Below are 22,436 nucleotides of genomic sequence, written 5' to 3' on the forward strand. Positions count from 1 at the left end.
CAGCGGCGCCGTCAGCAGATTATGAGAATCCCTTGGCAGGGAGCTCCTTCTTTCATCTCATCAGGTTGCCCGATTTGGTATTTCGCCCAAGGCTTGCCCACAGGGTGAACGCCTCAGGTTTGCTTTCTGGGTCGCTGCCCGCCTCGGCACAGGCACATCCGTGGCACAACCCGCCCACTCATGCGGGGCTTGGATCTCGCGATGACCTAGATCTGGCGACGACACAAAGTGTTAGGCGACTTTCGAGATCGCCTCCAGCTCCGTCACTCTCCTGGCGTCGATCGTTTCCCTCATGCTGTTCATCTGCCCGTACGCGTTCCGATGCCAGGCATACTGGCCTGCGACAAGGGAGACGCTCACCCCGAGTCGAGCGGCGATCCGGCTCAGTTCGGTCTTGTCGGATGCTTCCACGATCCGCTCCAGCGCGTCCCCGGGGAACAGCGTCTCAATGACAAACTCGTCCGCCTCGCGCTCCTCGGGTGTGTTCCGCCCCTCCTTGTCGATGTCGAGAAACGTGGCCCGGCGGGGGTGGAGCACAATGTGGCCGACCTCGTGAATGAGGTTGAACCAGAAGGTGTCTGTCTTCTTTTGCCGCGCGGTCAGCCCAATTGCCGGCCGGTCACTCGCAAGCCACCAGGTCGCGGCCAGCAGCCGTGTGCCGGGAACCTCGCTGATGAACGTGAGAGCGACACCTGCTTCCGCTAGCGCAGCTCGAGCGGCGCGAAACCCCTCGACGAGGGGGAGGTTCGTCATGGCCTTCAGTTCCTTGGCGAGCTTCCGCAGTAGCTTCGGGTTGAACGCGGCCACCTCCACGTGTCGCGCGGACCGGTCCAATAGGCGCAGCCACAACGCGGTGTTCGCCTCCGCGACCTCAAACGACTGAGAGCGGCGGAACGATACCCGCGGCGCCAGCCACGCTTGCCGGAACGCGTCTGGACTGGCGACCTGGAAGAACTTAAGTAGCTTCTCTACGCGCGTGTCCGCGTCGTCGGCCTGGGCGACAATGTCGTAGTGGATCAGAGCGTTCAGGTCGAACTCGTTCGCCCACCCGTGGTACCGGTGCAGCTGACCGCGAGCGCGCTCCGTGCCCTGGTAGGCGGCCCAATCCGCTTCCAGACGCGTCCAGAAGGTGGCAGGGACATCGAGGGTCCGTTCGAGCAGGACGGCGACATCGCCACTGATAGCCGCACGGTCTTTCACGATCTGGTTGATGTGCTTGGTAGTTAGCCCGGTTCGTTCGGCGAGCTCGGACTGTCGCAGGTCCTTGGCTTCGAGGATCTCGGCGAGCATGTCGCCGGGTGAAACTGACCAGTCTGGCTGGAACTCGGTGTTGTTCACGGTTGCTCCTGTCGTGATGGAACCGCCAACACCCCGGCCACTGCGACGGTGAGTATGTCCAAACGCTGAACATGTTCCGCAGCGGTGATTGGGGAACTGACGGGTTCGCCGGTCGCGTCACGCGCGACGGCGGTAAGGGTGGCTTGCTTGTGGGTGACGACGATGGTCGTCGATCGGACCGGTTTCGATACGGCAACACTCAGGAGGCCGGTGCGAACCACGGCAGCGAGAGACTCGGCCATTTGCAGCACGTAGAGGAGGAGCTGAGCCTGACGTTTGCTCGTCGACCAGGTGCGGCCCATAGCAACGTCGGACTCGAGGACTTCTCTCAACGACGGGTCGGGAACAGTCACTCGCACATGACCAGTATGCACCAGAAAAGGTTGGTCGGTGCGCATTAAAGTCAGACGAATCAAACATAGAAATTAACCTGAATCGCGATATCTGTGTAATACTTCTTCTCGACGGGCGCCGTGCTCGAGCTCGAGAGGAGCAGAAGATGAGAATCAACATCCACGAGGCGGGGGACACACCCGCCACCATCCACCGCGAGATCGCCGACGAGACCCGCGTCGGTGACCTCCTCGTCCTCGATGAGGAGGAACGCTTATACCTGCTCGACTCCGAGGAGGAGATCGACATCAGCCGGACCGTCGTCGAGGTGTTTGGCACCGACGGCGGCCATGCCATCAAGCACACTTGCAAGAAGGTCGACGTCACCGTCCAGTACGCCGGTAACCCGACGAGCTTCCAGGTGTCCCCCTCCAGCCGCGTCAAGAATGTGCTGAAGAAGGCCGTCCGCCAGCTGGGCGTCGATAACACTCAGATCCCCGACCTTGCTCTCCGCGTCGCCGGCACCGACGTCGACCTGCCGTCCGCGGACCCGATCGGAGCGCACACCAGTAAGCACACCTGCAGTATTGAACTTGACCTGGTTCACCTCGTCCGCCCACAGGGCTGATCCTGCATGAGTCCGAACGAGTTGCGCTTGCGCAGAGACCTCGCCTCGCCCGCCTTTGATGATGGAGTCGCCGCCGGTCACTGGCGCCTGATCGACCTGACCTGGCCGACCCTGACAGTTGCCGTTAGCGCCGGCACCGGAGAGCTCGTGATCAAGATCGACACCGACGGCTACCCCGCCGTCCCGCCCTACGGAATCACCTGGGATCTCGGCCGCAACGCCCCGCTCGATGCCAGGCGATGGCCGCGCGGCTCCGGCGCCGAGCAGACGTACAAGGCCGGCTGGTACGAGCCAAGCGTCAACGCGATCTACCTGGCCTGCGACCGCGCCGCGCTGCGAGTCCACCCGGAATGGGCGACCAGCTACCCGGAACGCACCTGGAACCCGAGCCGAACCATCACGTTCTACCTCGGCGAACTCCATCGCGACCTTGCCGTCGCCACCATCCCCGAGGAGACCGAATGAACGCCAGCCCAGAACTGACCCTGACCCGCCGCACTTTCGCGACTCTGCGCCGTGAACTGAAAACACGCAGCGGCGGACACCGCGAATCCGGTGCATTTCTCCTCACGCGCTCCGCAGCAGCCGACCCGAAACCAACACGGATCGACGCAATCGCCTACTACGACGACCTCGACCCGACGAGCTTGACCGGCAACATAACCTTCACTGCTGCCGGTTACAGTGCGCTCGGACGCCTGTGCCGGGCCAACGGGTACCGGGTCGCAGCGGACATACACACCCATCCCGCCGAGTGGGTGCAGCAGAGCAGCATCGACGCAGCCCACCCGATGACCGCAATCACCGGACACCTCGCGATCATCGCACCGGACTTCGCGCAGCACCGGTTCCGTCCCGGCGACTGCGGCATTCACCGATATGTGGGGGCTGGCGCGTGGGAGTCCGCGTTCGCTACGGACGCCGACCGCCTCGTCCGGTTGACCGGTGCCCCGGCCTTCACTGACGTCTTCGACACGATCACGGCCTGGTTTCACTGGGATGGAGGGAGATCCTGATGGAGATCCTCGACCCGGACAGTGTCGACAGGACCGTCTTGTTCTCGGTGCACAACGGCACCGCGCACTCCCTCGAAGACGCCATCGCCCGACATGAAGCGACTGCATTCACCGTCTATGCCGACGCAGGCACTGTCCGCAGCCGGGAGAGTCAGGCCGCTCTCCTCACCATCGTCAAGACCGGCGTCCGCGCATTCGGCCGGGTTACGGTCGTTTTGGACGAAGGCATCATGGTGACCGGTGGAACATCCCGTGGGCTGAGCCTCGCCGACGCGGTCGCTGCAGAAGGCGCGACCACCACCTTCGACCGGGCAACTGTCAACTCGCAGGATCCGGCTGTGGTTCTTGGCAGCGCTCGTGCGCCCTCCCCGGCTCACCCCGTTGCCCTTCGAGCCAACTGGTCCGGATGGGTGGCCACCGTCGCCCCAGTCGGGGGCCCTCCTGCTGTACCGAACGGGAACGTCCTCGCGGCCATCGCAGCCGGCGCTCTCGCCGTCGATGAACTTTTCACCCTGACCTTCCTCACAGGGCAAGCCGACGCTGGGGAACGCCTGGTCAGCATCGACCTATGGGGACTCGATGATGGCGCCGGCGATCCGCCCCCATTGAAATACGCGCCTCACGCATGGTGGCTTGTGGGCCTCGGGCATCTCGGGCAGGCGTACGCGTGGACGCTCTCGTGGCTGAACTACAGCCACCCGAAGACGGTCGCCATCGTCCTCCAAGACACCGGACGCACCGCGGAAGCCAACCGCAGCACGGGGGTGCTTACTCCGAAAAGCTCGGCCGGTATCCTCAAGACCCGTCAGGCGGCGGTGGCGCTGGAGAACGCGGGCTTCACCGAGACCGTCATCGTCGAACGCCGACTCGACCGTACGAGTGCCCTCAGCGACACAGAACGCACCTACGTGGCGCTCTTTGGCATCGACGACGTCGACGGCCGGAAACTGATCTCTAACATCGGGTGGAACTATGCCGTCGACGCCAGCCTGGGGAACCGAGTCGAGACGTTCGACTCCATCTCTATCCACACATTTCCCGGCCGGGAACATAGCGAAAGGATCGCCTCGTGGAACCTCCCGGAGACACCCGTGACGATACCCGATGCCCCAGCGTTCAACCAGCTCGTCGAGCGCTTTGACCAGTGCGGTCTGCTCGAACTGGCCGGGAAAGCAGTAGGGGCATCCTTCGTCGGCGTACTGGCGGCGGTGCTCGCGATCGCCGAGCCGATCCGCGCGCTGCACGGAGGCGCAGCGTCTGACCGGCTGCGCTACGATGCGCGCAGCCACGACCTCTCAGTTGCGCAGGCCGTTCCCGTCCCCAACGTTCTGGCCGCCGAGCTGAGCGGACCGGAGTGACCTGCAATCGGGCGCGGCAGCGCGGCCCCAGTGCTGGTGAAATTCGTCGGCCGCTTCAGCCCCATCAACGGATCCTCAACCACTTTCATTGCTGGCTTTCGAGCATTCCTAGCGCGAAGAGAAGCGTAAGCACGATCGCGCCTAGCGACACCGCCACCATTAGGGTGAACTGAACGAAAGTAGCCCGTCCGACATCAAGCCCGCTAAGAGGGCGTCATTCGCACTTGGGTGCTTGCCCGGGAAAGCTTCTCTATTTTAGGGGACCACCTGCACGGCAAGAAATGTGAGCGAGGCCACCAAAATCTTGAATCCGCAGCGACTCAAGCGAGCCATGAGACCTTTTCATGTGCTAACTCATGTGCTACCGACCCTGTAGGTCCGTGAATCCTGAAGGACTTATCCACAGCCCGACCTGCCGACTCCCCTTTGTTTACGGGCCAAAACGCCGATTCGTGATTCTGCGCGCGAGGGGGTACAGAACAGTTCAACTCCCCGGATGCGCTCTCGGGCGTTCGCGCGGGTGGGTATGACGGGGAGCCTCTGCCGCTGCTCCTCGCCGCACTCGACAGGCGTTCGGAGGCACCAGGATCAACCGCTTCCGAGGGGCGAAAACGTGGCAACATCCTGGCAACGAACGTGGATGACAGGGACTTCTGAGACGCACTTGACGCACTCAGAATCCCCGCAACCACCGACCGATACGGAATCAGCGACGTAGTTCCGGGGGAGCCGATTCCCCTCTCACGGCGGTAACGCGGGTTCGAATCCGGCTGAGGTCACGGTGAGGTACGGGAGTGGGCAAGAGGCAATCTGAGGGTGCTCTTCTCGGAGACCGATACTTCGTCTTGCGAAACGCTCGCATTCCGTGACCGGCTCGCGTTGTCAGGTCTCTCCGTCGCTATTCGAGGCGAGCAGGGAAGCTCTGAGCGGACGTAGTGCTTGGCTTTTACAGCGGGGCAACTCTGCCCAGACTGGAGCGCGCGGTACCGTGGATTACACGCCCTCACGGCACTCGTCGATCAGATTGGTAGCCATGCCTCCTCTCCATAAGCGAAGGCGAGAGCTGGCCAACCTCGAAGAACGCGAGAGACAGGGCGAGTCCTTTTGGACTGAGTCATTTTCAACAGCGACGAGGAACCGCCTCCAGTTAGTGATGCTGAGTGGAGCGGGAGGCAATGACTACCGAACCGTCGAGGCGGCTACGCGTGTTCTTCTTGCAGACCTCGGCGAACTCAGCCTCTACGGAAACGCTCGCGGTGACACAAGAGACCAGTTCTTCCGATACCTCTCGGAATGCGATGACGACATGGTGCCTTCCGTCTTAGAGGCGTTCGGTGAGGGTTACGCGCGTGCGTTCGAGGAGGAAGCTCAGCGACAGGCGTTCAGCGCCGGTCAGCCTCCCCAAGACGGTCGCATCCCCATCGACGGTCTACTCGTGCGTGAGATCAACCGGGTACTCGCGGAGGATCGGATCGCGTTCGAGTACATCAACGGCGAGATGGTGCCGTTCGCGTCCCGTGAGCTTCACGTCGAGGTCGTCCAGCCGGTTCTACGCCTCCTTGCCTCGCCCGGATGGGAGCGTGTGGAGAAGAGCTACCGGGACGCGCTTTCACAGCTTGCGCGGGGTGAAGGGGCAAACGCGATCACCGATGCAGGTACATCGCTGCAAGAAGCACTGTCACACCTCGGTGCTGAGGGCAATCAGATCGGTGACCTCGCCACATCCGCCCGAAAGAAAGGGATCATCGCCTCCCACGACATTCCACTTTTCCAGACGATCGATAAGGCGTGTAGATGGGTGTCTGCTGATCGAAGCAACGTCGGGGACGCACACAACTCTGATGACGCGGAAACCGAGGACGCCTGGTTCACTGTGCATGTTGTTGGAGCGATCATCCTGCGCCTCGCAAGCGGAAAACCGCGCGATCCGGGCAGTGAATCGATCGATCAGGGGTAGCTATTCACTCAGCGCTCGTGGCACGGTGCTCTTCCCAACGCCGAGCGCACGGGCAATCTGCGCGTAGCTCTTTCCCGATGCTGAGAACTGCGGCCGCGCTTCGACCGACCCTATCGAGTCGCCACGCGACGATTTCATCGCCCTCACGAGCATGCTCGAGTAGTGCTGAGAATCCTGCGCGCTCGACAGGATCGACGGTGCCGGAGACGCCCTCGTCGGAGAACACCTTCGAGACCCCTGCGCGCTCCATTGCATCCCGCCGGAGATCAAGCGACTGATCCTGCGTGCTCACGCGAATGTAGCCCCAGAGCATGTGTCCGTCCCCTCAGCCGTTCCGAAATGGTTCCGAAACCTGAAACCTTCTGGTACGGGAGTACGGGACGAATCACCCGCAGAATCGTGCGGTCGCGATCGCCACCGCACACCAGTACCGGAACCTATAGTTTTCGGCACCGTCATCATGGCCGGAGGGTCGTCAAGTCATGGGGCGCTGGTTCTGATGCTCCTCGGTTGCGTACCGCTGGAAGAACTCGACCGTGGTTTGCAGATCGGCGACGGCGATCTCAAGGAAGTTCGCGTAGACGTTCATACTGATCGGATGCTCCGAAGGCTTCTGCACCGAATGCGGCTCGACCCCGATGCCCGCCGAGATCGGGACGTTTCCGTGAGACACGCCTGCGCACGCCATCCAGCACGATTGCATCAAAGTCGGATAGCTCGGTCGCACAGCGCGGCTTGCCTCCTGAACGATGCTGCTCAGCGCCACTCTCTTTGAAGTCGTCACCTTCTCCGGGTCAAGACCCTTGATGGGCTCAGCGATCTCGTGGATCGTCTCTTCAAGTTCGTACACTGCTCTGAGATCGGGGTTTGCGTCCGCAACGACCGCCATGTCAACGGCGCTCTGGGTGTCCCACCACATCCGCTTGAGGAATCGTTCAACCCTGACGCGATGAGAGGCATCCGCGATGAGCCATTGCGCTGTCGCCTGGCACTCGATCGCGACTCTGAGCACAACGAACGAAGTAAGAGTCGGGGTATGACCGTCGCAGGCAGATCTGATGTAGTGCTGTGCCAGGCGGAGTTGCGTCCGCACCATGTCCGATGGGAGGAAGGTCTCCCGGAAGCAACGATCAACGGCGGACGCCCGCCCTCCGGGGATGACTTTCACACTGTCAAGAAGCTCGCCGACTGCTTCAAGGCGCGCGCGGGCGACATGCACTTGTTCTTGTGGATCAGGTTCCTGTATCCGCGCTTCAAGGAATGCAGAAATGCGTCTGAACTCCTCCTCATCGATCTCCACAGGTTCAGGCTACGTCGAATGCCGCCGATGCTACGCCGAAGCATGGACGAACGGGGGCATCTCCGGAGATGTACTGGTTCACCGCCGCCGCGAACGCAGTCTGGTCCATCTATGGCCTCGTCGTTCACAACATCGCTTTACCCATCCCTCACTTTCTCTTGTTGCCGGTGAGGTCGCGCCGACGGCGAGGAAGCTGATCACCCTACGGCAAGCCATTCGGGAGCGCCGCTTATGGGGCAAACGATGGGGCACTGAATACGTTTCTGCGCGTATCGGAGCGTATCCGCATGCTGACACCACCCCGGAGAACGTTGATTTCATGCGGTTTTCTGCCTCCAGGTGTGAGTGCTTGCTCAGACGGGGGCAAGAGTTCAACTGCCCCGCCGCACACGGCGAAGCCGCTATCCGGCCCGCCCACGGCGCCCCGGAGGGAGCAACCCACGACCCCGAGCCTTGGCGACCCAGCCCTGCGCCGTAGTGAGAGCGACACCATTGATCTCTGCCATCGTGGCGCTGGGGTTCTTGTCGCCCTGTTGGGTGAGCCGGCCGTGCTGGAGGGCGACGCGCTGGTAGAAGTCGGGGTCCTGCTTGGCGGTTCCGCCGAGGGGTTTCAGGAGGTCGCGCTCGGCGATCTTCCGACCGCTGGGCAGCACGATCTTTCCGCCAGTGATCGTCTGCTCGCGCTTCATGGCGAAGAGACGCTTGTTGATCGCGGCCTCGATCTGCGCGGTCGGCAGCTCACGCAGCAGGCGGCTCGTGATCGGGTCGCCAGGGCGCCACGGAAGGTAGACAACGCCGGTGATGCGCACTTCTTCCGGAACGGCAAGGGCCTGGCGCTGCAACCGGATGAACACGCGTGTGTGACTCTCGGCGTGCTCGATGTAGCGCCACCGGCCCTCTGCGGTCTCGTTCTGCTCGGCGTCCTCGGACTCGCTGCCGTGAGCAGGAGCCGCATCGTCGTACCCGAGGATCGCGTCGATCTGCGCGCTGGCGTCATCGCTACGCTCACCGGGAAACCGTGTGGGCAGGTGCCACCCGTCCGGCAGGTCGTCCTGCTGGATCAGGCCGTCCGCATCCTGAAGCACGTACGGCGACGACGAACCACTCATGTCTCCGAGTGTACCGAGGATCACCAGAACATGTGCTCTTGCACAAACACGCGATTCGTGATCTAATCGCGTGTAGTAGCACAAGCATGCGTAGACGTGGAGGCGATCATGAGTGATCACACGACGGAGCCCGTCGAGCAGGAGCGACTGTTCTACACGGAAGCAGAAGCGGCAGCCGCGCTGCGTGTGCATCCCTCCACGCTCGGGCGGCTGGCGAAGAAGGGTCGCTCCCCCGTCGAGCCCGTCATGACGGGAAGCCGCCGCCTCTACCCGGTGGCGGCAATCGAGTCATTGGCCAGCCGATGATCGAGAAACGCGTCCTCAAGGACGGCTCGGTGCGATGGAAGGCGCGCATCAAGAGCGGCGGTGCGGTCGTAGCTCAACAGACGTTCCGGCTCAAGGGCGACGCCGAGACTTGGGAGCGCGAGCAGACGCGCGCGATCCAACTCGGAACCTTCCTCCCGCCACAGAAGGGAAAGGTACCGCTCGGCGATGTCATCGCCTCGTTCCTCGCCGCTCGCACGTCCCAGGTGTCTGCGCACTCGCACCGCACGGACCGTGACAACCTCGCCGTCCTCCCCGCGAAGCTCAGGGCGCGACCCATCGGCTCGGTCAGCGAAGCAGACGTGCTCGGCTTCCTCACCGACCAGCTCAAGATCAAAGAGCGCTCAACCGTTGCGCGAATCCGCACCACGCTCAGCGCCCTGTTCACCTACGCGATGAGCGAGAAGTACGTTGCCGCGCATCCCGTGCGCGGCGTTGAGTTGCCGCCCGGCGCGAGTCAGAAGCCCGCCGACGAGTGGTTCACGGCGGAAAGCCTCGCCGCGACGCTGGTGGCGCAGCGCGCGGCTTCGGCACACTACGCGACGATCACCGAGTGGACCTCCCTGACCGGCCTGCGCTGGTCCGAGACCCGGGCGTTGCGGGTGGCTGACCTCCAAGACGTGCCATTCCCAGCCGTGTGGGTGCGGCGCGCGCAATCGGAGGGCTACGACGAGAAAGCTCCTAAGACAGCCAACGGCGAGCGCGCCGTGCCGCTCACCGACCGGGCACGGCAGCTCGCCCGCGAGGCAGCAGCCGGGAAGCGCCCCGAGGCGTATTTGTTCACGAGCCCGAAGGGCCGACAGTTACGCATGAACCTCTACCGACGGTTCACGCGGTGGTCAATTACCGCCCCGCGCAAGCGCCCGCACATGCTTCGGCACTACTGCGCCTCCCAGTGGCTGCGCATGGGCATTCCGGTCAATCAGGTCGCGGAGTGGCTGGGCGACGACCCGCGCACGTTGCTCAAGGTCTATGCGCACGTCCTGGGCGAACAGCAGACGATCGAGGCGCTGCGACGCCTCAATGAGTTGACATCGGGCCCCTCACAGGACCCTCATCCCATTCCTGATACTGCAAACGGCACCAAGGAAGACCAGAGAGCGACGGATAAAAATGGCTTCTGACCAGGAAAAACAAGTGCGGAGACGGAGGGATTTGAACCCTCGGATCCCGTGAGGGATCTCCACCTTAGCAGGGTGGTGCACTAGGCCGGACTATGCGACGTCTCCTGGTTGCTCGTCAGCAATCATAGCGTCACTGGACGGCTCGTCGGAGCGCGCCGTCGATGGCGGCGCAGCATCACGCGACCACGGGAGCCGCTGAGCGAAGGCCATCGACGGGCGTTCGACGAGATGCCATGACCCGTACGCGAGCGCGGCACTGACCACGGCAACCATGGCGACATCCAAGGCCCACGGCAGGACGCCGAAGAAATAGACGATGCTCTGCTGAACGGGGAACGCCCACACGTACAAACCATAGGAAAGGTCGCCGAAGCGGGAAGCGTGCCGCAGGACAGGGGTGGATCGAACTCCGAAGGCAAGCAGGCAGTACGGCAGCGCGACCCACGCCGCATACAGCCCCCACTGGGGACGAAATGACACGATGACAAGCCAGGCGACGGCGACGACTGCCGCGACATCCGCACGCAAGCGCCGCCTGACGATCCCGAGCCGCACCAGCGCACCACCGGCGAAGAACACCCACATGAGCGCGGCGGACTCGACGCGCGCGCCAAAGAATTCGAAATGGATGAACAACGTGATAACGACACAGACGAGCGCGAATGCAGCCCACGCCGGAACTCGCAGCCGCCTCGGCAGCAGGCCGATCACCGGGACGACGAGATAGCAGGCGAACTCGGCGGGGAGCGTCCAGAGCGATCCGTTCACCGCGCCGGGGAACGGATTGCCGGAGAACACCCCCGGCAACGCGTAGTTGGGAATGAGGGCAGCATTGCTGAGGTAGGAATACGTGCCGCCGCTGGCAAAATACTGATCGACGTCCAGCGCGCTGACGAGCGGTCCGAGTACGAAGGCGGTCACGACGACCACGAGAAGCAGTCCGGGGATGATGCGCAACACCCGATTCGTGAGATATCGCGACAGGCGCGGCCTGCGGTCCCAACTTCCGCTGATCAGATAGCCGCTGATCACAAAGAACGTTCCGACGGCCAACTGCGTGATCGGGATGCCGAAGACGACCGGCATCTCGTCAGCGTGGCCGCGAAGTTCGCTCGCGTGGCCCAGGATGACCGCCGCAGCAGCCGCGATGCGCAGGGCATCGAAGTTGTTGTTCCGCCGCGCTATCTCGGTGAGCTTGTCCACCGGTGGCTAGTTGTTAACCTTCGAGCAGGTGTAGTCCGCCGCCGATTGGCCCTGCACGCCGGCGAGGACGTCCAACCCCGCGTCGGCTCCCGGTGTACCGCTCGGGCCGATAGGCGCGTCAGAGGCGGTGGATGAACCCGACGGAGTCGGCGCTGCCGCATCTACCGGAGGCTGGGTCACTGGGGCGTTGGGATCTGCGACGGAGCCACGACCCGTGTCGCCTGCCTTGAGCGCGAACGGTTCGTCGGCTTTGATCTTGTCGAACAGCGCCTTGGCAGCGGATTTGTCCGGCTGCACCTTGTTGGCGTAAATCCCGGTGCCACCGGTGACACCCGGATATTGCACGAACATGATGCGATCGAGCGGCAATTTCTTGAGCACCTGCGCCATCGCCACCATCGTGTTGACGTTCTTCAGACTGTTTGACAGCGTCATCGACTGGCTGACGACGGTGGCGATGTTGAACATCTTCGTGAAGTCGGTGAGCGTGTCACTGCTCTTGACCGTGCGCACCAGTGAGGACAGGAACACTTGCTGTGAACTGATCCGCCCGAGGTCGCTGCCGTCGCCCACACCGTGCCGACTGCGCAGGAACATCAACGCGTCGTGCCCCTGCAACGAATAGGTGCCGGCCTTCGGCAGAGTGAAATTCGTGAAGTGGTCGTGGAACGGTCCGCTCACGCACACCGGGACACCGCCGATGGCGGTGGACACATCGGTGACACCGGTGAAGGTGATCAGCCCGGCGAAAGGGATCTTAAGCCCGGTGAGGGCTTCCACGGTGATCACCGTGCAGGGCAGGCCGCCGTAGCTCAGCGACGAGTTGATCGGCTGCGCAGACATCGCACCGTAGTTACCCTTGCCGTTCTCCTTCGGGCACGACGGAATCGGAACGATCAAGTCTCGCGGGATGCTGACGGCGACGGCGTTCGTCTGGTCCTGGGACACGTGGAGCAGGATGTTCACGTCGTTCAAGGCGCTGTCCGGACCCTTTTCACCGGAACCGGCGCGGCTGTCGCTGCCGACGAGCAGCACGTTGAACCCACCGTCGAAGGCGCCGAGCGACGGAGGAGGGCCATCGACTTCATTCGCCAGCGTCACCGTTTTGATGTTGCTGTCGAACTTGGCCAGCGTGATCGCGGCAACCGAGGCGCCGCTGACCATGAGCACCGCTACCGCGGCAGCGAAGAATTTAAGGACGGTACCGAAGGGGTTTCGCGCGCTGAGTCGGCCGTGCCTCGCGATTCCCGGGACCCTGGCGGACCGGCGCGCCCGAGGACGGAACTCGCTCACTGGCTATCCTCGATTCTGTCGGTTGGCGGGCGGCGGCGCGCCGCAGCGGAGGGCGTGGGATTCGAACCCACGAGACATTGCTGCCCACCAGTTTTCAAGACTGGCTCCATCGGCCGCTCGGACAGCCCTCCAGAGAAACTCAAGCCCAAAGTCTAATCGGACTTGACCCGTGGACGGCTACCGCTGTCTCGTGATCGACCCCGAATTGGGGTCAAGAAACCTGCATTCTCCGGAGAAGTGTCGCTACTCCATCATCTATGTCCGTGCCTGTACGCTCGCTGGAAACGGCGAGCACCTCCTCCGGCGCCTGCCCCATCGCCACGCCGCGGCCCTGCTCCGCGGCCCACTTCAGCATGTCAATGTCGTTGCGGCCGTCACCAACGGCCATCACCCTGGCGCGGGGAATGCCGAGCCAGCTGCGCACACGCTCGAGGGCGGTCGCCTTGTTCACCCCGTCCGGGGCGATGTCCAGCCACGCCGTCCATCCGACGTTGTAGCTGACCTTGTGCAAGCCCATCCGCTCGACGATGGTGAGAAATTCCTCCACGGCGTGTTCGGGGGAAATGACCACCACCCTGGTGGCTTGCCGCTCGAGCAACTCATCGAACTCGACGACCTGGCTCAGCGCCCCAAGACTGGAGTTCGGGAAATATCCCGTGTAACGGAAGAAACCCGTCTCATCTTCGACCGCGAAGCTCGCGTCGGCCAGCGCCGCCCTGATCGTGGTCAGTACTTCGGACGGATCGAAAGCTTCGACGTGGGCGTGCTCGTATCCCGTCGGAGCGGCCGGGTTGCGCCGCAGGGTGATCGAGCCGTTGGAACACACCAGGTATTGCGGCGTGATGCCCAGCCGGTCGAGAACGGGCAGGGTCATCGAGGCGGAGCGGCCGGTGGCCAACATCACCTCGTGGCCGAGGTCGCGCATCCGCTGCACCTGGTCGATCACCGTTGGCCGGATCGCTCCGCCCTCCAGCAACACGGTGCCGTCCACGTCGAGTGCGATGAGCCAGGGGTCGCGAACCGTCTCAACCTGGGAGCGCGACGAGGCGACATCGTTCTGTCGGCTCATCGAACCGTCACGGGCTCGATCAATTCGATGCCGCCGAGGTAAGGCCGGAGCGCTTCGGGCACGGTCACCGAACCGTCCTCACGCTGATGGGTCTCCAGAATCGCAACGAGCCAGCGCGTCGTGGCCAGGGTGCCGTTGAGCGTAGCCACCGGCGCTGTTTTCCCGGAATCGGTGCGAAAACGGATGTTGAGACGTCGTGACTGATAGGTCGTGCAGTTGCTCGTGCTGCTCAGCTCCCGGAACGTGCCCTGAGTGGGAATCCACGCCTCGATATCGAACTTCCGGGCCGCGCTGGAGCCCAGATCGCCGGCGGCTACGTCGATCACCCGATAGCTGAGTTCGCAGGCCTGAAGCATCGCCTCTTGATATCCGACCAGGCGCTCGTGCTCGCTCTCGGCATCCTCGGGGCGCACGTAACAGAACATCTCCAGTTTGTTGAACTGGTGCACGCGCAGGATGCCCCGGTTGTCTTTGCCGGCAGCCCCCGCTTCGCGTCGGTAACAGGTGGACCAGCCGGCGTAGCGTAACGGTCCGTCGTTCAGGTTGAGGATCTCGTCGCTGTGGTACCCCGCGAGCGCGACCTCGCTCGTGCCGGTGAGATAGAGGTCGTCGGCGGGCAGATAGTAGATCTCATCGGAATGCTCGCCGAGGAATCCGGTGCCGCGCATGATCTCCGGCCGCACCAGGGTCGGGGTGATCAGCGGAACGAAACCGGCCGCGAGGGCATGGTCGAGCGCGAGGCTCATCAAAGCGAGTTCCAGACGCGCCCCGATGCCGCGCAGGAAGTAGAAGCGGGAACCGGAAACTTTGACGCCGCGGGCGATGTCGATGGCCCCGAGCATCTCGCCCAGCTCGACGTGGTCGCGCGGCTCGAAGTCGAATCGCGCCTTCGCGCCCACTTCGCGTAGCGTGACGAAGTTCTCCTCGCCACCGGAAGGAACACCGTCGATGATCGGGTTCGCGATGTCCATGGCAATTGTCGTGAACTCGGTCTCCGCATCCGTCGCGCTCTGGGCGAATGCCTTCACGGATGCCGCAAGCTCGTGGGCCTGGGCGAGCAACTGGACTTTCTGCTCGCCGCTGGCCGACGCGACCTGCTTGCCGAGCGCCTTCTGCTGGGCGCGCAGGTCCTCGGATGCCACAATGGCCGCCCGACGACGCACGTCGGCGTCGAGAGCGGCGTCGACAAGGTCGACACGGTCGCCGCGCGCCGCCTGAGACTTCCTGATTCTCTCCGGATCCTCACGGAGCAGTTGGGGGTCGATCACCGCTCCAGTCTATTCGGGCGAATTCCGAGGATTACCCGAGCCAGATGCGCCGCGATGCCGTACCGTGGAGGTCGTGGCCGCCCCCTCCGCACCCGCTCGACAGATCGCGGCCGTCGTCTACAACCCGATCAAGGTGGACCTGCCCAAGCTCGAGGCCGCGGTGCTGACTGCGGAACAGCGCGCCGGGTGGGGGACGACGCTGTGGTTCGCGACAACAACCGAAGACACCGGCGAAGCGGCCGCGAAGCTGGCCGTGCGACAGGGTGCGGATGTCGTGCTCGTCGCCGGCGGCGACGGAACCGTTCGGGGCGTGGCCCAGGGGCTGCGCGGCAGCCGGATCCCGCTCACACTGCTGCCCTCGGGGACCGGCAATTTACTGGCCAGGAACCTGGGTCTCGTACTGAACGACCTGGACTCCTCGGTCGGCAACGCGTTCACCGGTGCCGACCGCACGATCGACCTCGGGGTGGTGGAACTGGCGCGGGCGGACGGCGAGCATGAGGAACACGTGTTCGTCGTCATGGCCGGCCTGGGCATCGACGCCAAGATGATCGCGCTCACGAACTCCAAGCTCAAGAAGGCGGTCGGTTGGCTCGCGTACGTAGATGCCAGCGTTCGTGCGATTCCCGAATTGGAGCCGGTGCGTCTGAGCTACCGGCTCGACGACGGTCCCCAGCGGCCGCTGACCGCCCACACGGTGATTATCGGCAATTGCGGGTCGCTGCCCGGCGGCATCCTGCTCATGCCCGACGCCAAGCCAGACGACGGCATCCTGGATGTGGCGGCGCTGCGGCCGCGCGGCCCGTTCGGCTGGCTGAAGGTGTGGAACAAGCTGCTGTGGGAGAACGGGGTGCTGCGCAAGTCTGCGGTGGGCCGCCGGATCATCGACCTGACCCGGGACGTGCGCGATGTCAGCTATTTCACCTGCCGGGACCTGACGCTCGAGGTCGAGGCGGCCCAGGCGTTCCAGCTCGATGGGGATGAGTTCGGCGAGGTGGTCTCGGTGCACACTCACGTGGATGCCGGCGCGCTGACCGTGAAGGTGCCAGTGTAAGACCGACTCAGCTCAGCGGCGACGCGCCTTCCACGCTGCGGCATGCCAGAACAGCAGTCCCGACACCGTGGCAAGTCCCACGGTGATCAGTGCCGGGCAGGCGACGTACAAGAACTGAGCCAGCGCGAGGGCGCCTGGGTCCGAAGCCACGCTGTTGTTTCCGGAAAACAGGATGCGCATCGGTCCGGCCATCACGCCAATGCTGCCGCCGATCAGCACCACGCCGAGAACCCACAGCGCCCAGACGAACGGATTGTGACGATCATCGCGCGGCTCCTGTGGCAGCACGGCGACGCGGACGTCCATCGCAGCCGCTGGCGTTCCGTCGGCGGACGGCGGAGGCGGCGGCGGCGCTGTGAAGTCCGGTCTGGCGCTCCGGCCGTACATCACGTCCTCCGGAGTGAGCGACGGCGTCGCACTGGCCCGACGTGCCTGTTCAGCGGAGACGTCGAATCCGCGTTGAAAGGCAGGATTGAACCTCGGATCGAACCGCTGTTGTTCAGGCATCGGCAGGCCAACCTCCGTTCAGCTCACCGGCGATGAGCCCGCGCAGCCAGTCGCGCGCCTCGACGAACACCTCGTTGTCGTACCGGTGGTTGACGTGGGTGCGCACCTTGTCGGCCCGCGGGTAGGAGCCGAGGAAGATCACGTTGGGGCTGAACCGCTTCAGCCCGAGCAGCGCATCCGATACCCGCTCGTCCAGGATGTGGCCGTCGAGGTCGATCACGAACCGGTAGCGGCCCATGGTGTCGCCGATCGGCCGCGATTCGATGAGGCTGAGGTTCACCCCGCGGGTGGCGAACTGCTCCAGCATCGTGAGCAGCGCGCCGGCACGGTCGTCGGGCAACTCGACGATGACGCTCGTCTTGTCCGCCCCCGTGGCCGGCCGCACCGGAACGGTGCGGCTGACCAGCACGAACCGGGTCAGCGCGTTCGGATTGTCGCCGATGTTCTCCGCAACAATCGTGAGGTCGTGGTGCTCCGTGATCCCGGGCGGCGCGATCGCCGCATCCGCCAGCCCGCCACCGGAAGGATCGAGCAAGCTCGCGGCGGCGGCGACGTTCGAGGCAGCCGGAATGTGCCCGTGGCTCGGCAGATTCGCGTCGAGCCAGCGGTGGCATTGCGCATAGGCGACCGGATGCGCATTGACGATCCGCACGTCGGCGAGCGTCTTGCCGGGCAGGGCGACCAGCACGAAGTTCACCGGTACTAGATACTCGCCGATGATGCGCAGGTTCGGGATGGTGGCCAGCGCATCCTGGGTGGTGCTCACGCCGCCTTCGATCGAGTTCTCGATCGCGATCATCGCGGCGACGCTGCGACCGGTGACCACGTCGTCCAGCGCTTCACCCACGTTGTTGACCGACCGCCATGGTCGACCCACCGCTTCGGGCACCTGAGCGAGCGCAGCTTCGGTGAACGTGCCGGCGGGTCCGAGGTAGCTGTAGGTCTCCTGCGCATCCGAGTCGGGCATGCCCTAACTTTAGGGCACGCCCAAATCGCGCGGTGGCAGGATGGGACGATGAACGAGCGCGCAGGAACACCGGCCACAATCCGCGACCTGATCAACACCACCGATGTGATCGAGGCGTACTACCGGGTGAAACCGGATGCGTCGGTGCCGGCGCAGCGGGTGGCGTTCGGTACCTCCGGTCACCGCGGCTCCTCGCTGGACGCGGCGTTCAACGAAGACCACATCGCCGCTATCACGCAGGCCATCGTGGAATACCGGACGAACCAGGGCACCACCGGGCCGCTCTTCATCGGCTGCGACACTCACGCGCTCAGCCGCCCGGCGGAAACTACGGCGCTCGAGGTGCTGGCGGCGGCGGGAGTGCGGGTGCTTGCTGCCGAGCCGGGCGAGTACGTGCCGACGCCGGCGTTGTCACACGCCATCCTCACGCACAACCGCGGCCAGGCTGGCGGGCGGGCGGACGGCATCGTGATCACACCGAGCCACAATCCGCCCCGCGATGGCGGATTCAAGTACAACCCGCCACACGGCGGACCGGCCGACAGCGACGCCACTGCATGGATCGCCCAGCGGGCCAACAAACTGCTTGAAGGCGGTAACCGCGAGGTGGCGCGAGCGACCCCGGGGCCCATCGAGCGGTACGACTTCTGCGGCCACTATGTGGCGGACCTGGAAAACATCATCGACATGGCCGCAATCAAGAACGCCGGCCTACACATCGGAGCCGACCCGCTCGGCGGCGCCAGCGTGAACTATTGGAGCACGATCGCCGACCGCTACGGCCTCGACCTGACCGTGGTGAACCCGAAGGTGGACCCAACCTGGAGCTTCATGACGCTGGACTGGGACGGGAAGATCCGGATGGATCCGTCGTCACCGTCCGCGATGGCCTCCGTGCTCACCCACCGGGCAGATTTCGACATCCTCACCGGCAACGACGCCGACGCCGACCGGCACGGCATCGTCACCCCGGATGGCGGCCTGATGAACCCGAACCATTTCCTCGCGGTGGCCGTGCAGTACTTGTTCACCCACCGACCGGGCTGGCGCACGGATGCCGCGGTGGGCAAGACGCTCGTCTCCTCCGGCATGATCGACCGGGTGGCTGCGGCGCTGGGCAGGAGGCTGTGGGAGGTGCCGGTCGGCTTCAAATGGTTCGTGCCAGGTCTCATTGACGGCTCTGTTGGTTTCGGCGGCGAGGAGAGCGCGGGCGCGAGTTTCTTGCGCAAAGACGGCACCGCGTGGACCACCGACAAAGATGGCATCCTGCTCGCGCTGCTGGCCAGCGAGATCCTGGCGGTCACGGGGAAGACGCCGTCGCAGCTCTATACCGAATTGACGGAGCGGTTCGGCGAGCCGGCGTACCAGCGGGTGGATGCCGTGGCCACCACGGCGCAGAAGGCGGCGCTCGGCAAGCTGAGCGGCTCCGATGTGACCGCCACCGAACTCGCAGGGGACCGCATCACCGCCAAGCTCACGCAGGCGCCCGGCAACGGCGCCGCGGTGGGCGGGCTCAAGGTCGTGACCGACCGTGCCTGGTTCGCGGCGCGGCCGAGCGGCACTGAGGACGTGTACAAGATCTACGCGGAGTCCTTCGCTGGCGCCGGTCACCTGAAGCAGGTGCAGTCCGAGGCGAAGCGCATAGTCGATGCCGCCCTGGCCTGACGCGGTGGTCGACCGGAGCGGGGAACGGCAGAGCGTCGGGCAAGGAGCATCGATTTTCTCGCGAGTTATGGCGATCTCGGATGGCCACGCTTTTCGGCCGTCCGAGATCGTGATTGTTTGAGCTCGAAAATCGATGCTTCTTGCCCGGCGCGGCTAGATCAGGGGGCGTAATCGGGTGCCGGCGGCAAGTCGAAGAACTCCTCCAGGGTGGTGACGCCGGTGCGATGCATCTCGGTCGCGAGCTCCACGCCGACGTAGCGGAAGTGCCACGGCTCGAAAATGTACCCGGTGACCGCCTGCTTGCCCTGGGGGTAGCGCAAAATGAACCCGAAACGGTACGCGTTGGCCGCCAGCCACCGCCCCTGTGGCGTGGCCCCGAAGCACTCCTGGACGGCGCACACGTTGGGCACGGTGGCAATGTCGAGCGCATACCCGGTCTGATGCTCGCTGTAGCCGGGTCTGGCGCTCTGCGCATCCGCGGCGGCCGTACCGTACTGCGCCACTTGTCGGTTATGCACCGCCACCTGGGTGGCGTAGGACCGATAGGAGTTCTGCACTTGCATTTCACCGGCGCCTTCCGCCGCGCCGGCCTGGAACATCCGCTCGAGTGCCGCGGCGGCTTCCGGTCGCATCAACGGCGCGTACACGTGCCTCACCGCGGCCGGCACCAAGCTCGGCTGGTAGTCGGCCGGCTGCAACGGCCGCAGTTTGTTCACCACGACCCAGATGCTCGCCGGGTCGTCGATGGAGAACCGGCTCAGGTCGAATGCGGGACTCGGGGTGGCAGTGGGGATGGGGCGAGCACTGGATGCGGGCGTGCTGCTAGCCGGCTCCGGCTGCGGCTCCCGCACTGTCGCGCACGAGACGAGTGTCAGCGCTACGGCTGCGGCCAGCAGCGGCCAGGGGATCCGACGCCGTCGCTGAATGAGCACAGGTTCGAGCGTAGACCGGCGCAGGTCAGCGGTAGCCGCCCTTTTCCAGCCCCGCCTCGATTTCAAAGCGGTTCTTCAGCGGGTTACGCCCGGCGAGGAAGTACAGCACCGGAAACAGCAACCCATACCGTTTCCACTGGGTGACGTGTACGGCTTCGTGCTCCATCACATCGTCGGTGACGTTGTGCGCTGTGAGGTAGCACGCGCCGACGCACGCGCCGCCGCGCCCGAACGCCCACTTCGGCATGCCGCGAAAGACAATCAGGCCGTTCTGGCGCTCGATGTGCCCGGTGCTGCAGACAAATCCCCAGACGAAGCCGACGGCCGTGGCGTACCGGTATCCGGTCCTGCTGATCGGCGAGTCGAGGAAGAAGCGGGAGAGGGTACGCATAGCTCCATCCTGCCGGAGTCGGCCGTCACTTCGGCACAGTTCGGCTCAGGCAGCCGGCGCCACCGCACTGAGCTCAAACTCGACCGGCAATGCGGCCAGGCGCTTACGGATCACGGCGATCGCCTCCAGGCTCTCGTCGACCAGCAGGAAACGTCGTCCCAGGGCGGCGGCAACCGCCCCGGTGGTGCCGCTGCCGGCGAAGAAGTCCAGTACCCAGTCACCCTCGCGGCTGGAGGCCTGCACGATGCGGCGAAGGACGCCCTCCGGCTTCTGAGTCGGGTAGCCGGTCTTCTCCTTGCCCGTCGGTGAGACGATCGTGTGCCACCAGACATCGGTCGGCAACTTGCCGCGAGCCGCCTTCTCGGGGGTGACCAGTCCCGGCGCCATGTAGGGTTCCCGATCGACCGCTTCGGAGTCGAAATAGAACCGATTCGGGTTCTTCACGTATACCAGGATCGTGTCGTGCTTCGCGGGCCACCGGCTCTTGGACTTCGCCCCGTAGTCGTACGACCAGATGATTTCGTTGAGAAAGCATTCCCGGCCGAACAAGGCATCCAACAGCACCTTCGCGTAGTGGGCTTCGCGGAAGTCGAGGTGCAGATAAAGGGTGCCGTCGTCGGCGAGCAGCCGCCACGCCTGGGCCAGTCGGGGCTCCAAGAAGCCCCAGTAGTCCTCGAACTGGTCGTCGTACTGCATCAGCTCTCCGCGGATGCGCTCGTACCGTTGCCCCTTGAAACCGACCACGGAACCGGATGCCGACCGTACGGCGGTGCTGGAGCGTCGCGCCTGGCTGCGCCCGGTGTTGAACGGCGGATCCAGGTAGATCAGCGTGAACGCCCCGTCGGGCAGGCCCGCAACCGCCTCGAGGTTGTCGCCGGCGATGACCCGGTTCGGGCCGGTCGGCGACCACTCGATTGGCATGCGCTCATTCTCCCATTGCCCCGGTGCCTATCAGACGAGACAGGCGCAAAACCCACACCCCTCGTAGCCTGGCGTCATGGCTACCGAACTGATCGAGCAAACCGAGAAGAACCAGTACGTCTTTCTGCAGGATGGTGAGGAGGTGGGGGTCACCGGCTATCGGCGCCGGGGCGACGCCGTCTACCTCACCCACACCGAGGTGGACCCGGACCGTCGTGGGCAGGGTATCGCTGACGCTATGGTGGGCGCGGTGTTCGACGACATCCGGAGCAAGGGCGGTCTGAGCGTCGTTGCCGCATGCCCCTTCGTGACCGAGTGGCTGGAGCGCAATCCGGATGAACGGGATTTGGAGCGGAAGGCTTAGCGCGGGTCCGTGCGGTCCTCCCGCCGCGGCGGGCGTGCCTCGGGGGCGAGGGTGATCACAACCTGTCCGCGGTAGATGCCCTTGTCGCCGTCTCCGGCCAGGGGTGCTGGAGCCGGGAGCAGTGTCTGGCGGTCGAGTTCAATGGCCGCCTCGTGGCGCCTGGGCGCGAAGACCTCGTCACCGATGGCCAGGATGCCACTGCCGCGGCCGGAACTCCTGTTTTTGTTGGACAGGTCGATCAACCGCAATCGCTGCCCGAGATAACCGAGCGCAACGACAACGACGACGATCGCGCCGAAAATCCACCAAGTCATC

General features: G+C 64.4%; 25 protein-coding genes and 2 tRNA genes. 10 read left to right on the forward strand and 17 right to left on the reverse strand.

Going from position 1 to position 22,436, the window contains the following annotated elements:
• Positions 1 to 231: 231 nt before the first annotated feature.
• Positions 232 to 1,338 carry an ImmA/IrrE family metallo-endopeptidase gene (locus ABFX56_RS07460; RefSeq protein WP_346232621.1) on the reverse strand — a complete coding sequence of 369 codons (1,107 nt, stop codon included), beginning with the start codon at positions 1,336 to 1,338 and terminating at the stop codon, positions 232 to 234.
• Complete coding sequence (locus ABFX56_RS07465; RefSeq protein ID WP_346232622.1) at positions 1,335 to 1,736, reverse strand: hypothetical protein; 402 nt, start codon at positions 1,734 to 1,736, stop codon at positions 1,335 to 1,337. The genes ABFX56_RS07460 and ABFX56_RS07465 overlap by 4 nt, the downstream gene beginning before the upstream one ends.
• A 101-nt stretch (positions 1,737 to 1,837) precedes the next feature.
• Between ABFX56_RS07465 and ABFX56_RS07470 the strand changes: the two genes are divergently transcribed.
• From ABFX56_RS07470 to ABFX56_RS07490, 5 genes are all read left to right on the forward strand, one after another.
• Positions 1,838 to 2,299: a hypothetical protein gene (locus ABFX56_RS07470; protein ID WP_346232623.1), complete on the forward strand. Its 462-nt coding sequence runs from the start codon at positions 1,838 to 1,840 to the stop codon at positions 2,297 to 2,299.
• A gap of 6 nt (positions 2,300 to 2,305) precedes the next feature.
• Entirely contained in the window at positions 2,306 to 2,764 is a 459-nt protein-coding gene (locus tag ABFX56_RS07475) for a DUF7665 family protein (protein ID WP_346232624.1), read from the forward strand.
• Positions 2,761 to 3,315: a hypothetical protein gene (locus ABFX56_RS07480; RefSeq protein WP_346232625.1), complete on the forward strand. Its 555-nt coding sequence runs from the start codon at positions 2,761 to 2,763 to the stop codon at positions 3,313 to 3,315. The genes ABFX56_RS07475 and ABFX56_RS07480 overlap by 4 nt, the downstream gene beginning before the upstream one ends.
• Positions 3,315 to 4,673, forward strand: a complete 1,359-nt coding sequence (locus tag ABFX56_RS07485; RefSeq protein ID WP_346232626.1) for a hypothetical protein — start codon at positions 3,315 to 3,317, stop codon at positions 4,671 to 4,673. The genes ABFX56_RS07480 and ABFX56_RS07485 overlap by 1 nt, the downstream gene beginning before the upstream one ends.
• A gap of 1,033 nt (positions 4,674 to 5,706) precedes the next feature.
• Positions 5,707 to 6,630 (forward strand): hypothetical protein, encoded by a 924-nt coding sequence (locus ABFX56_RS07490; protein WP_346232627.1) that lies wholly within the window; start codon positions 5,707 to 5,709, stop codon positions 6,628 to 6,630.
• 4 nt (positions 6,631 to 6,634) lie between these two features.
• Here ABFX56_RS07490 and ABFX56_RS16290 read toward each other — a convergent pair whose 3' ends face one another.
• The 3 genes from ABFX56_RS16290 to ABFX56_RS07500 form a co-directional block, all read right to left on the reverse strand.
• Positions 6,635 to 6,943 carry a recombinase family protein gene (locus ABFX56_RS16290; protein ID WP_428834410.1) on the reverse strand — a complete coding sequence of 103 codons (309 nt, stop codon included), beginning with the start codon at positions 6,941 to 6,943 and terminating at the stop codon, positions 6,635 to 6,637.
• A gap of 162 nt (positions 6,944 to 7,105) precedes the next feature.
• Complete coding sequence (locus tag ABFX56_RS07495; RefSeq protein WP_346232628.1) at positions 7,106 to 7,930, reverse strand: hypothetical protein; 825 nt, start codon at positions 7,928 to 7,930, stop codon at positions 7,106 to 7,108.
• Positions 7,931 to 8,331: 401 nt separating this feature from the next.
• Positions 8,332 to 9,039, reverse strand: coding sequence for a hypothetical protein (locus tag ABFX56_RS07500; protein ID WP_346232629.1), 708 nt, complete (start codon positions 9,037 to 9,039; stop codon positions 8,332 to 8,334).
• Positions 9,040 to 9,147: 108 nt separating this feature from the next.
• Here ABFX56_RS07500 and ABFX56_RS07505 point away from each other — a divergent pair, with 108 nt between their 5' ends.
• Together ABFX56_RS07505 and ABFX56_RS07510 are read left to right on the forward strand one after the other, a co-directional pair.
• Positions 9,148 to 9,345, forward strand: coding sequence for a helix-turn-helix domain-containing protein (locus ABFX56_RS07505; RefSeq protein ID WP_346232630.1), 198 nt, complete (start codon positions 9,148 to 9,150; stop codon positions 9,343 to 9,345).
• The gene (locus ABFX56_RS07510) at positions 9,342 to 10,487 is read left to right on the forward strand and encodes a tyrosine-type recombinase/integrase (protein ID WP_346232631.1); all 1,146 of its coding nucleotides are present in this window, start codon (positions 9,342 to 9,344) and stop codon (positions 10,485 to 10,487) included. The genes ABFX56_RS07505 and ABFX56_RS07510 overlap by 4 nt, the downstream gene beginning before the upstream one ends.
• Before the next feature lie 16 nt (positions 10,488 to 10,503).
• Here ABFX56_RS07510 and ABFX56_RS07515 read toward each other — a convergent pair.
• The 6 genes from ABFX56_RS07515 to serS form a co-directional block, all read right to left on the reverse strand.
• Positions 10,504 to 10,592, reverse strand: a tRNA-Ser gene (locus ABFX56_RS07515).
• Positions 10,578 to 11,690 (reverse strand): acyltransferase family protein, encoded by a 1,113-nt coding sequence (locus ABFX56_RS07520; RefSeq protein WP_346232632.1) that lies wholly within the window; start codon positions 11,688 to 11,690, stop codon positions 10,578 to 10,580. The genes ABFX56_RS07515 and ABFX56_RS07520 overlap by 15 nt, the downstream gene beginning before the upstream one ends.
• Before the next feature lie 6 nt (positions 11,691 to 11,696).
• Positions 11,697 to 12,983, reverse strand: a complete 1,287-nt coding sequence (locus ABFX56_RS07525; RefSeq protein WP_346232633.1) for an LCP family protein — start codon at positions 12,981 to 12,983, stop codon at positions 11,697 to 11,699.
• A gap of 46 nt (positions 12,984 to 13,029) precedes the next feature.
• A tRNA-Ser gene (locus ABFX56_RS07530) sits at positions 13,030 to 13,114 on the reverse strand.
• Between the two features lie 80 nt (positions 13,115 to 13,194).
• Positions 13,195 to 14,052, reverse strand: a complete 858-nt coding sequence (locus ABFX56_RS07535; RefSeq protein ID WP_346232634.1) for an HAD family hydrolase — start codon at positions 14,050 to 14,052, stop codon at positions 13,195 to 13,197.
• The gene (gene serS / locus ABFX56_RS07540) at positions 14,049 to 15,320 is read right to left on the reverse strand and encodes a serine--tRNA ligase (protein WP_346232635.1); all 1,272 of its coding nucleotides are present in this window, start codon (positions 15,318 to 15,320) and stop codon (positions 14,049 to 14,051) included. Before serS ends, ABFX56_RS07535 begins: the two co-directional genes overlap by 4 nt.
• A 73-nt stretch (positions 15,321 to 15,393) precedes the next feature.
• On the opposite strand from serS, the gene ABFX56_RS07545 reads away from it, so the two are divergent.
• Complete coding sequence (locus ABFX56_RS07545; RefSeq protein ID WP_346232636.1) at positions 15,394 to 16,374, forward strand: diacylglycerol/lipid kinase family protein; 981 nt, start codon at positions 15,394 to 15,396, stop codon at positions 16,372 to 16,374.
• Positions 16,375 to 16,386: 12 nt separating this feature from the next.
• Here ABFX56_RS07545 and ABFX56_RS07550 read toward each other — a convergent pair whose 3' ends face one another.
• On the reverse strand, positions 16,387 to 16,881 hold the full coding sequence (locus ABFX56_RS07550) for a hypothetical protein (RefSeq protein ID WP_346232637.1): 495 nt from the start codon (positions 16,879 to 16,881) through the stop codon (positions 16,387 to 16,389).
• Positions 16,874 to 17,848, reverse strand: coding sequence for a prephenate dehydratase (gene pheA, locus ABFX56_RS07555; protein WP_346232638.1), 975 nt, complete (start codon positions 17,846 to 17,848; stop codon positions 16,874 to 16,876). The genes ABFX56_RS07550 and pheA overlap by 8 nt, the downstream gene beginning before the upstream one ends.
• 48 nt (positions 17,849 to 17,896) lie before the next feature.
• On the opposite strand from pheA, the gene pgm reads away from it, so the two are divergent.
• The gene (pgm, locus tag ABFX56_RS07560; protein WP_346232639.1) at positions 17,897 to 19,513 is read left to right on the forward strand and encodes a phosphoglucomutase (alpha-D-glucose-1,6-bisphosphate-dependent); all 1,617 of its coding nucleotides are present in this window, start codon (positions 17,897 to 17,899) and stop codon (positions 19,511 to 19,513) included.
• Positions 19,514 to 19,671: 158 nt separating this feature from the next.
• Here the strand turns inward: pgm and ABFX56_RS07565 are convergent, their stop codons facing one another.
• From ABFX56_RS07565 to ABFX56_RS07575, 3 genes are read right to left on the reverse strand one after another with little or no spacing between them, the layout of a single operon-like run.
• The gene (locus ABFX56_RS07565) at positions 19,672 to 20,445 is read right to left on the reverse strand and encodes a M15 family metallopeptidase (RefSeq protein ID WP_346232640.1); all 774 of its coding nucleotides are present in this window, start codon (positions 20,443 to 20,445) and stop codon (positions 19,672 to 19,674) included.
• Positions 20,446 to 20,470: 25 nt separating this feature from the next.
• Positions 20,471 to 20,836, reverse strand: a complete 366-nt coding sequence (locus ABFX56_RS07570) for a Fe-S oxidoreductase (protein ID WP_346232641.1) — start codon at positions 20,834 to 20,836, stop codon at positions 20,471 to 20,473.
• A 45-nt stretch (positions 20,837 to 20,881) separates the two neighbouring features.
• Entirely contained in the window at positions 20,882 to 21,757 is an 876-nt protein-coding gene (locus ABFX56_RS07575) for a DNA-methyltransferase (RefSeq protein WP_346232642.1), read from the reverse strand.
• A 76-nt stretch (positions 21,758 to 21,833) separates the two neighbouring features.
• Between ABFX56_RS07575 and ABFX56_RS07580 the strand changes: the two genes are divergently transcribed.
• Positions 21,834 to 22,121 carry a GNAT family N-acetyltransferase gene (locus ABFX56_RS07580; protein ID WP_346232643.1) on the forward strand — a complete coding sequence of 96 codons (288 nt, stop codon included), beginning with the start codon at positions 21,834 to 21,836 and terminating at the stop codon, positions 22,119 to 22,121.
• Here ABFX56_RS07580 and ABFX56_RS07585 read toward each other — a convergent pair.
• Entirely contained in the window at positions 22,118 to 22,435 is a 318-nt protein-coding gene (locus tag ABFX56_RS07585) for a hypothetical protein (protein WP_346232644.1), read from the reverse strand. The two genes, ABFX56_RS07580 and ABFX56_RS07585, sit on opposite strands and share 4 nt — an antisense overlap.
• Between the last annotated feature and the right edge of the window lies 1 nt (position 22,436).

It is taken from the genome of Parafrigoribacterium mesophilum, assembly GCF_039652555.1.
In the GTDB taxonomy this organism is placed as follows: Bacteria; Actinomycetota; Actinomycetes; order Actinomycetales; family Microbacteriaceae; genus Parafrigoribacterium; species Parafrigoribacterium mesophilum.

What these genes read in the sequence shown, in the direction of transcription:
- ABFX56_RS07465 (WP_346232622.1), bottom strand. Translation starts at nt 1,736, where the DNA reads ATGCGCACCGACCAACCTTTTCTGGTGCATACTGGTCATGTGCGAGTG.
- ABFX56_RS07470 (WP_346232623.1), top strand. Translation starts at nt 1,838, where the DNA reads ATGAGAATCAACATCCACGAGGCGGGGGACACACCCGCCACCATCCAC.
- ABFX56_RS07475 (WP_346232624.1), top strand. Translation starts at nt 2,306, where the DNA reads ATGAGTCCGAACGAGTTGCGCTTGCGCAGAGACCTCGCCTCGCCCGCC.
- ABFX56_RS07480 (WP_346232625.1), top strand. Translation starts at nt 2,761, where the DNA reads ATGAACGCCAGCCCAGAACTGACCCTGACCCGCCGCACTTTCGCGACT.
- ABFX56_RS07485 (WP_346232626.1), top strand. Translation starts at nt 3,315, where the DNA reads ATGGAGATCCTCGACCCGGACAGTGTCGACAGGACCGTCTTGTTCTCG.
- ABFX56_RS07490 (WP_346232627.1), top strand. Translation starts at nt 5,707, where the DNA reads ATGCCTCCTCTCCATAAGCGAAGGCGAGAGCTGGCCAACCTCGAAGAA.
- ABFX56_RS16290 (WP_428834410.1), bottom strand. Translation starts at nt 6,943, where the DNA reads ATGCTCTGGGGCTACATTCGCGTGAGCACGCAGGATCAGTCGCTTGAT.
- ABFX56_RS07500 (WP_346232629.1), bottom strand. Translation starts at nt 9,039, where the DNA reads ATGAGTGGTTCGTCGTCGCCGTACGTGCTTCAGGATGCGGACGGCCTG.
- ABFX56_RS07505 (WP_346232630.1), top strand. Translation starts at nt 9,148, where the DNA reads ATGAGTGATCACACGACGGAGCCCGTCGAGCAGGAGCGACTGTTCTAC.
- ABFX56_RS07510 (WP_346232631.1), top strand. Translation starts at nt 9,342, where the DNA reads ATGATCGAGAAACGCGTCCTCAAGGACGGCTCGGTGCGATGGAAGGCG.
- ABFX56_RS07535 (WP_346232634.1), bottom strand. Translation starts at nt 14,052, where the DNA reads ATGAGCCGACAGAACGATGTCGCCTCGTCGCGCTCCCAGGTTGAGACG.
- ABFX56_RS07550 (WP_346232637.1), bottom strand. Translation starts at nt 16,881, where the DNA reads ATGCCTGAACAACAGCGGTTCGATCCGAGGTTCAATCCTGCCTTTCAA.
- pheA (WP_346232638.1), bottom strand. Translation starts at nt 17,848, where the DNA reads ATGCCCGACTCGGATGCGCAGGAGACCTACAGCTACCTCGGACCCGCC.
- pgm (WP_346232639.1), top strand. Translation starts at nt 17,897, where the DNA reads ATGAACGAGCGCGCAGGAACACCGGCCACAATCCGCGACCTGATCAAC.
- ABFX56_RS07570 (WP_346232641.1), bottom strand. Translation starts at nt 20,836, where the DNA reads ATGCGTACCCTCTCCCGCTTCTTCCTCGACTCGCCGATCAGCAGGACC.
- ABFX56_RS07575 (WP_346232642.1), bottom strand. Translation starts at nt 21,757, where the DNA reads ATGCCAATCGAGTGGTCGCCGACCGGCCCGAACCGGGTCATCGCCGGC.
- ABFX56_RS07580 (WP_346232643.1), top strand. Translation starts at nt 21,834, where the DNA reads ATGGCTACCGAACTGATCGAGCAAACCGAGAAGAACCAGTACGTCTTT.
- ABFX56_RS07585 (WP_346232644.1), bottom strand. Translation starts at nt 22,435, where the DNA reads ATGACTTGGTGGATTTTCGGCGCGATCGTCGTCGTTGTCGTTGCGCTC.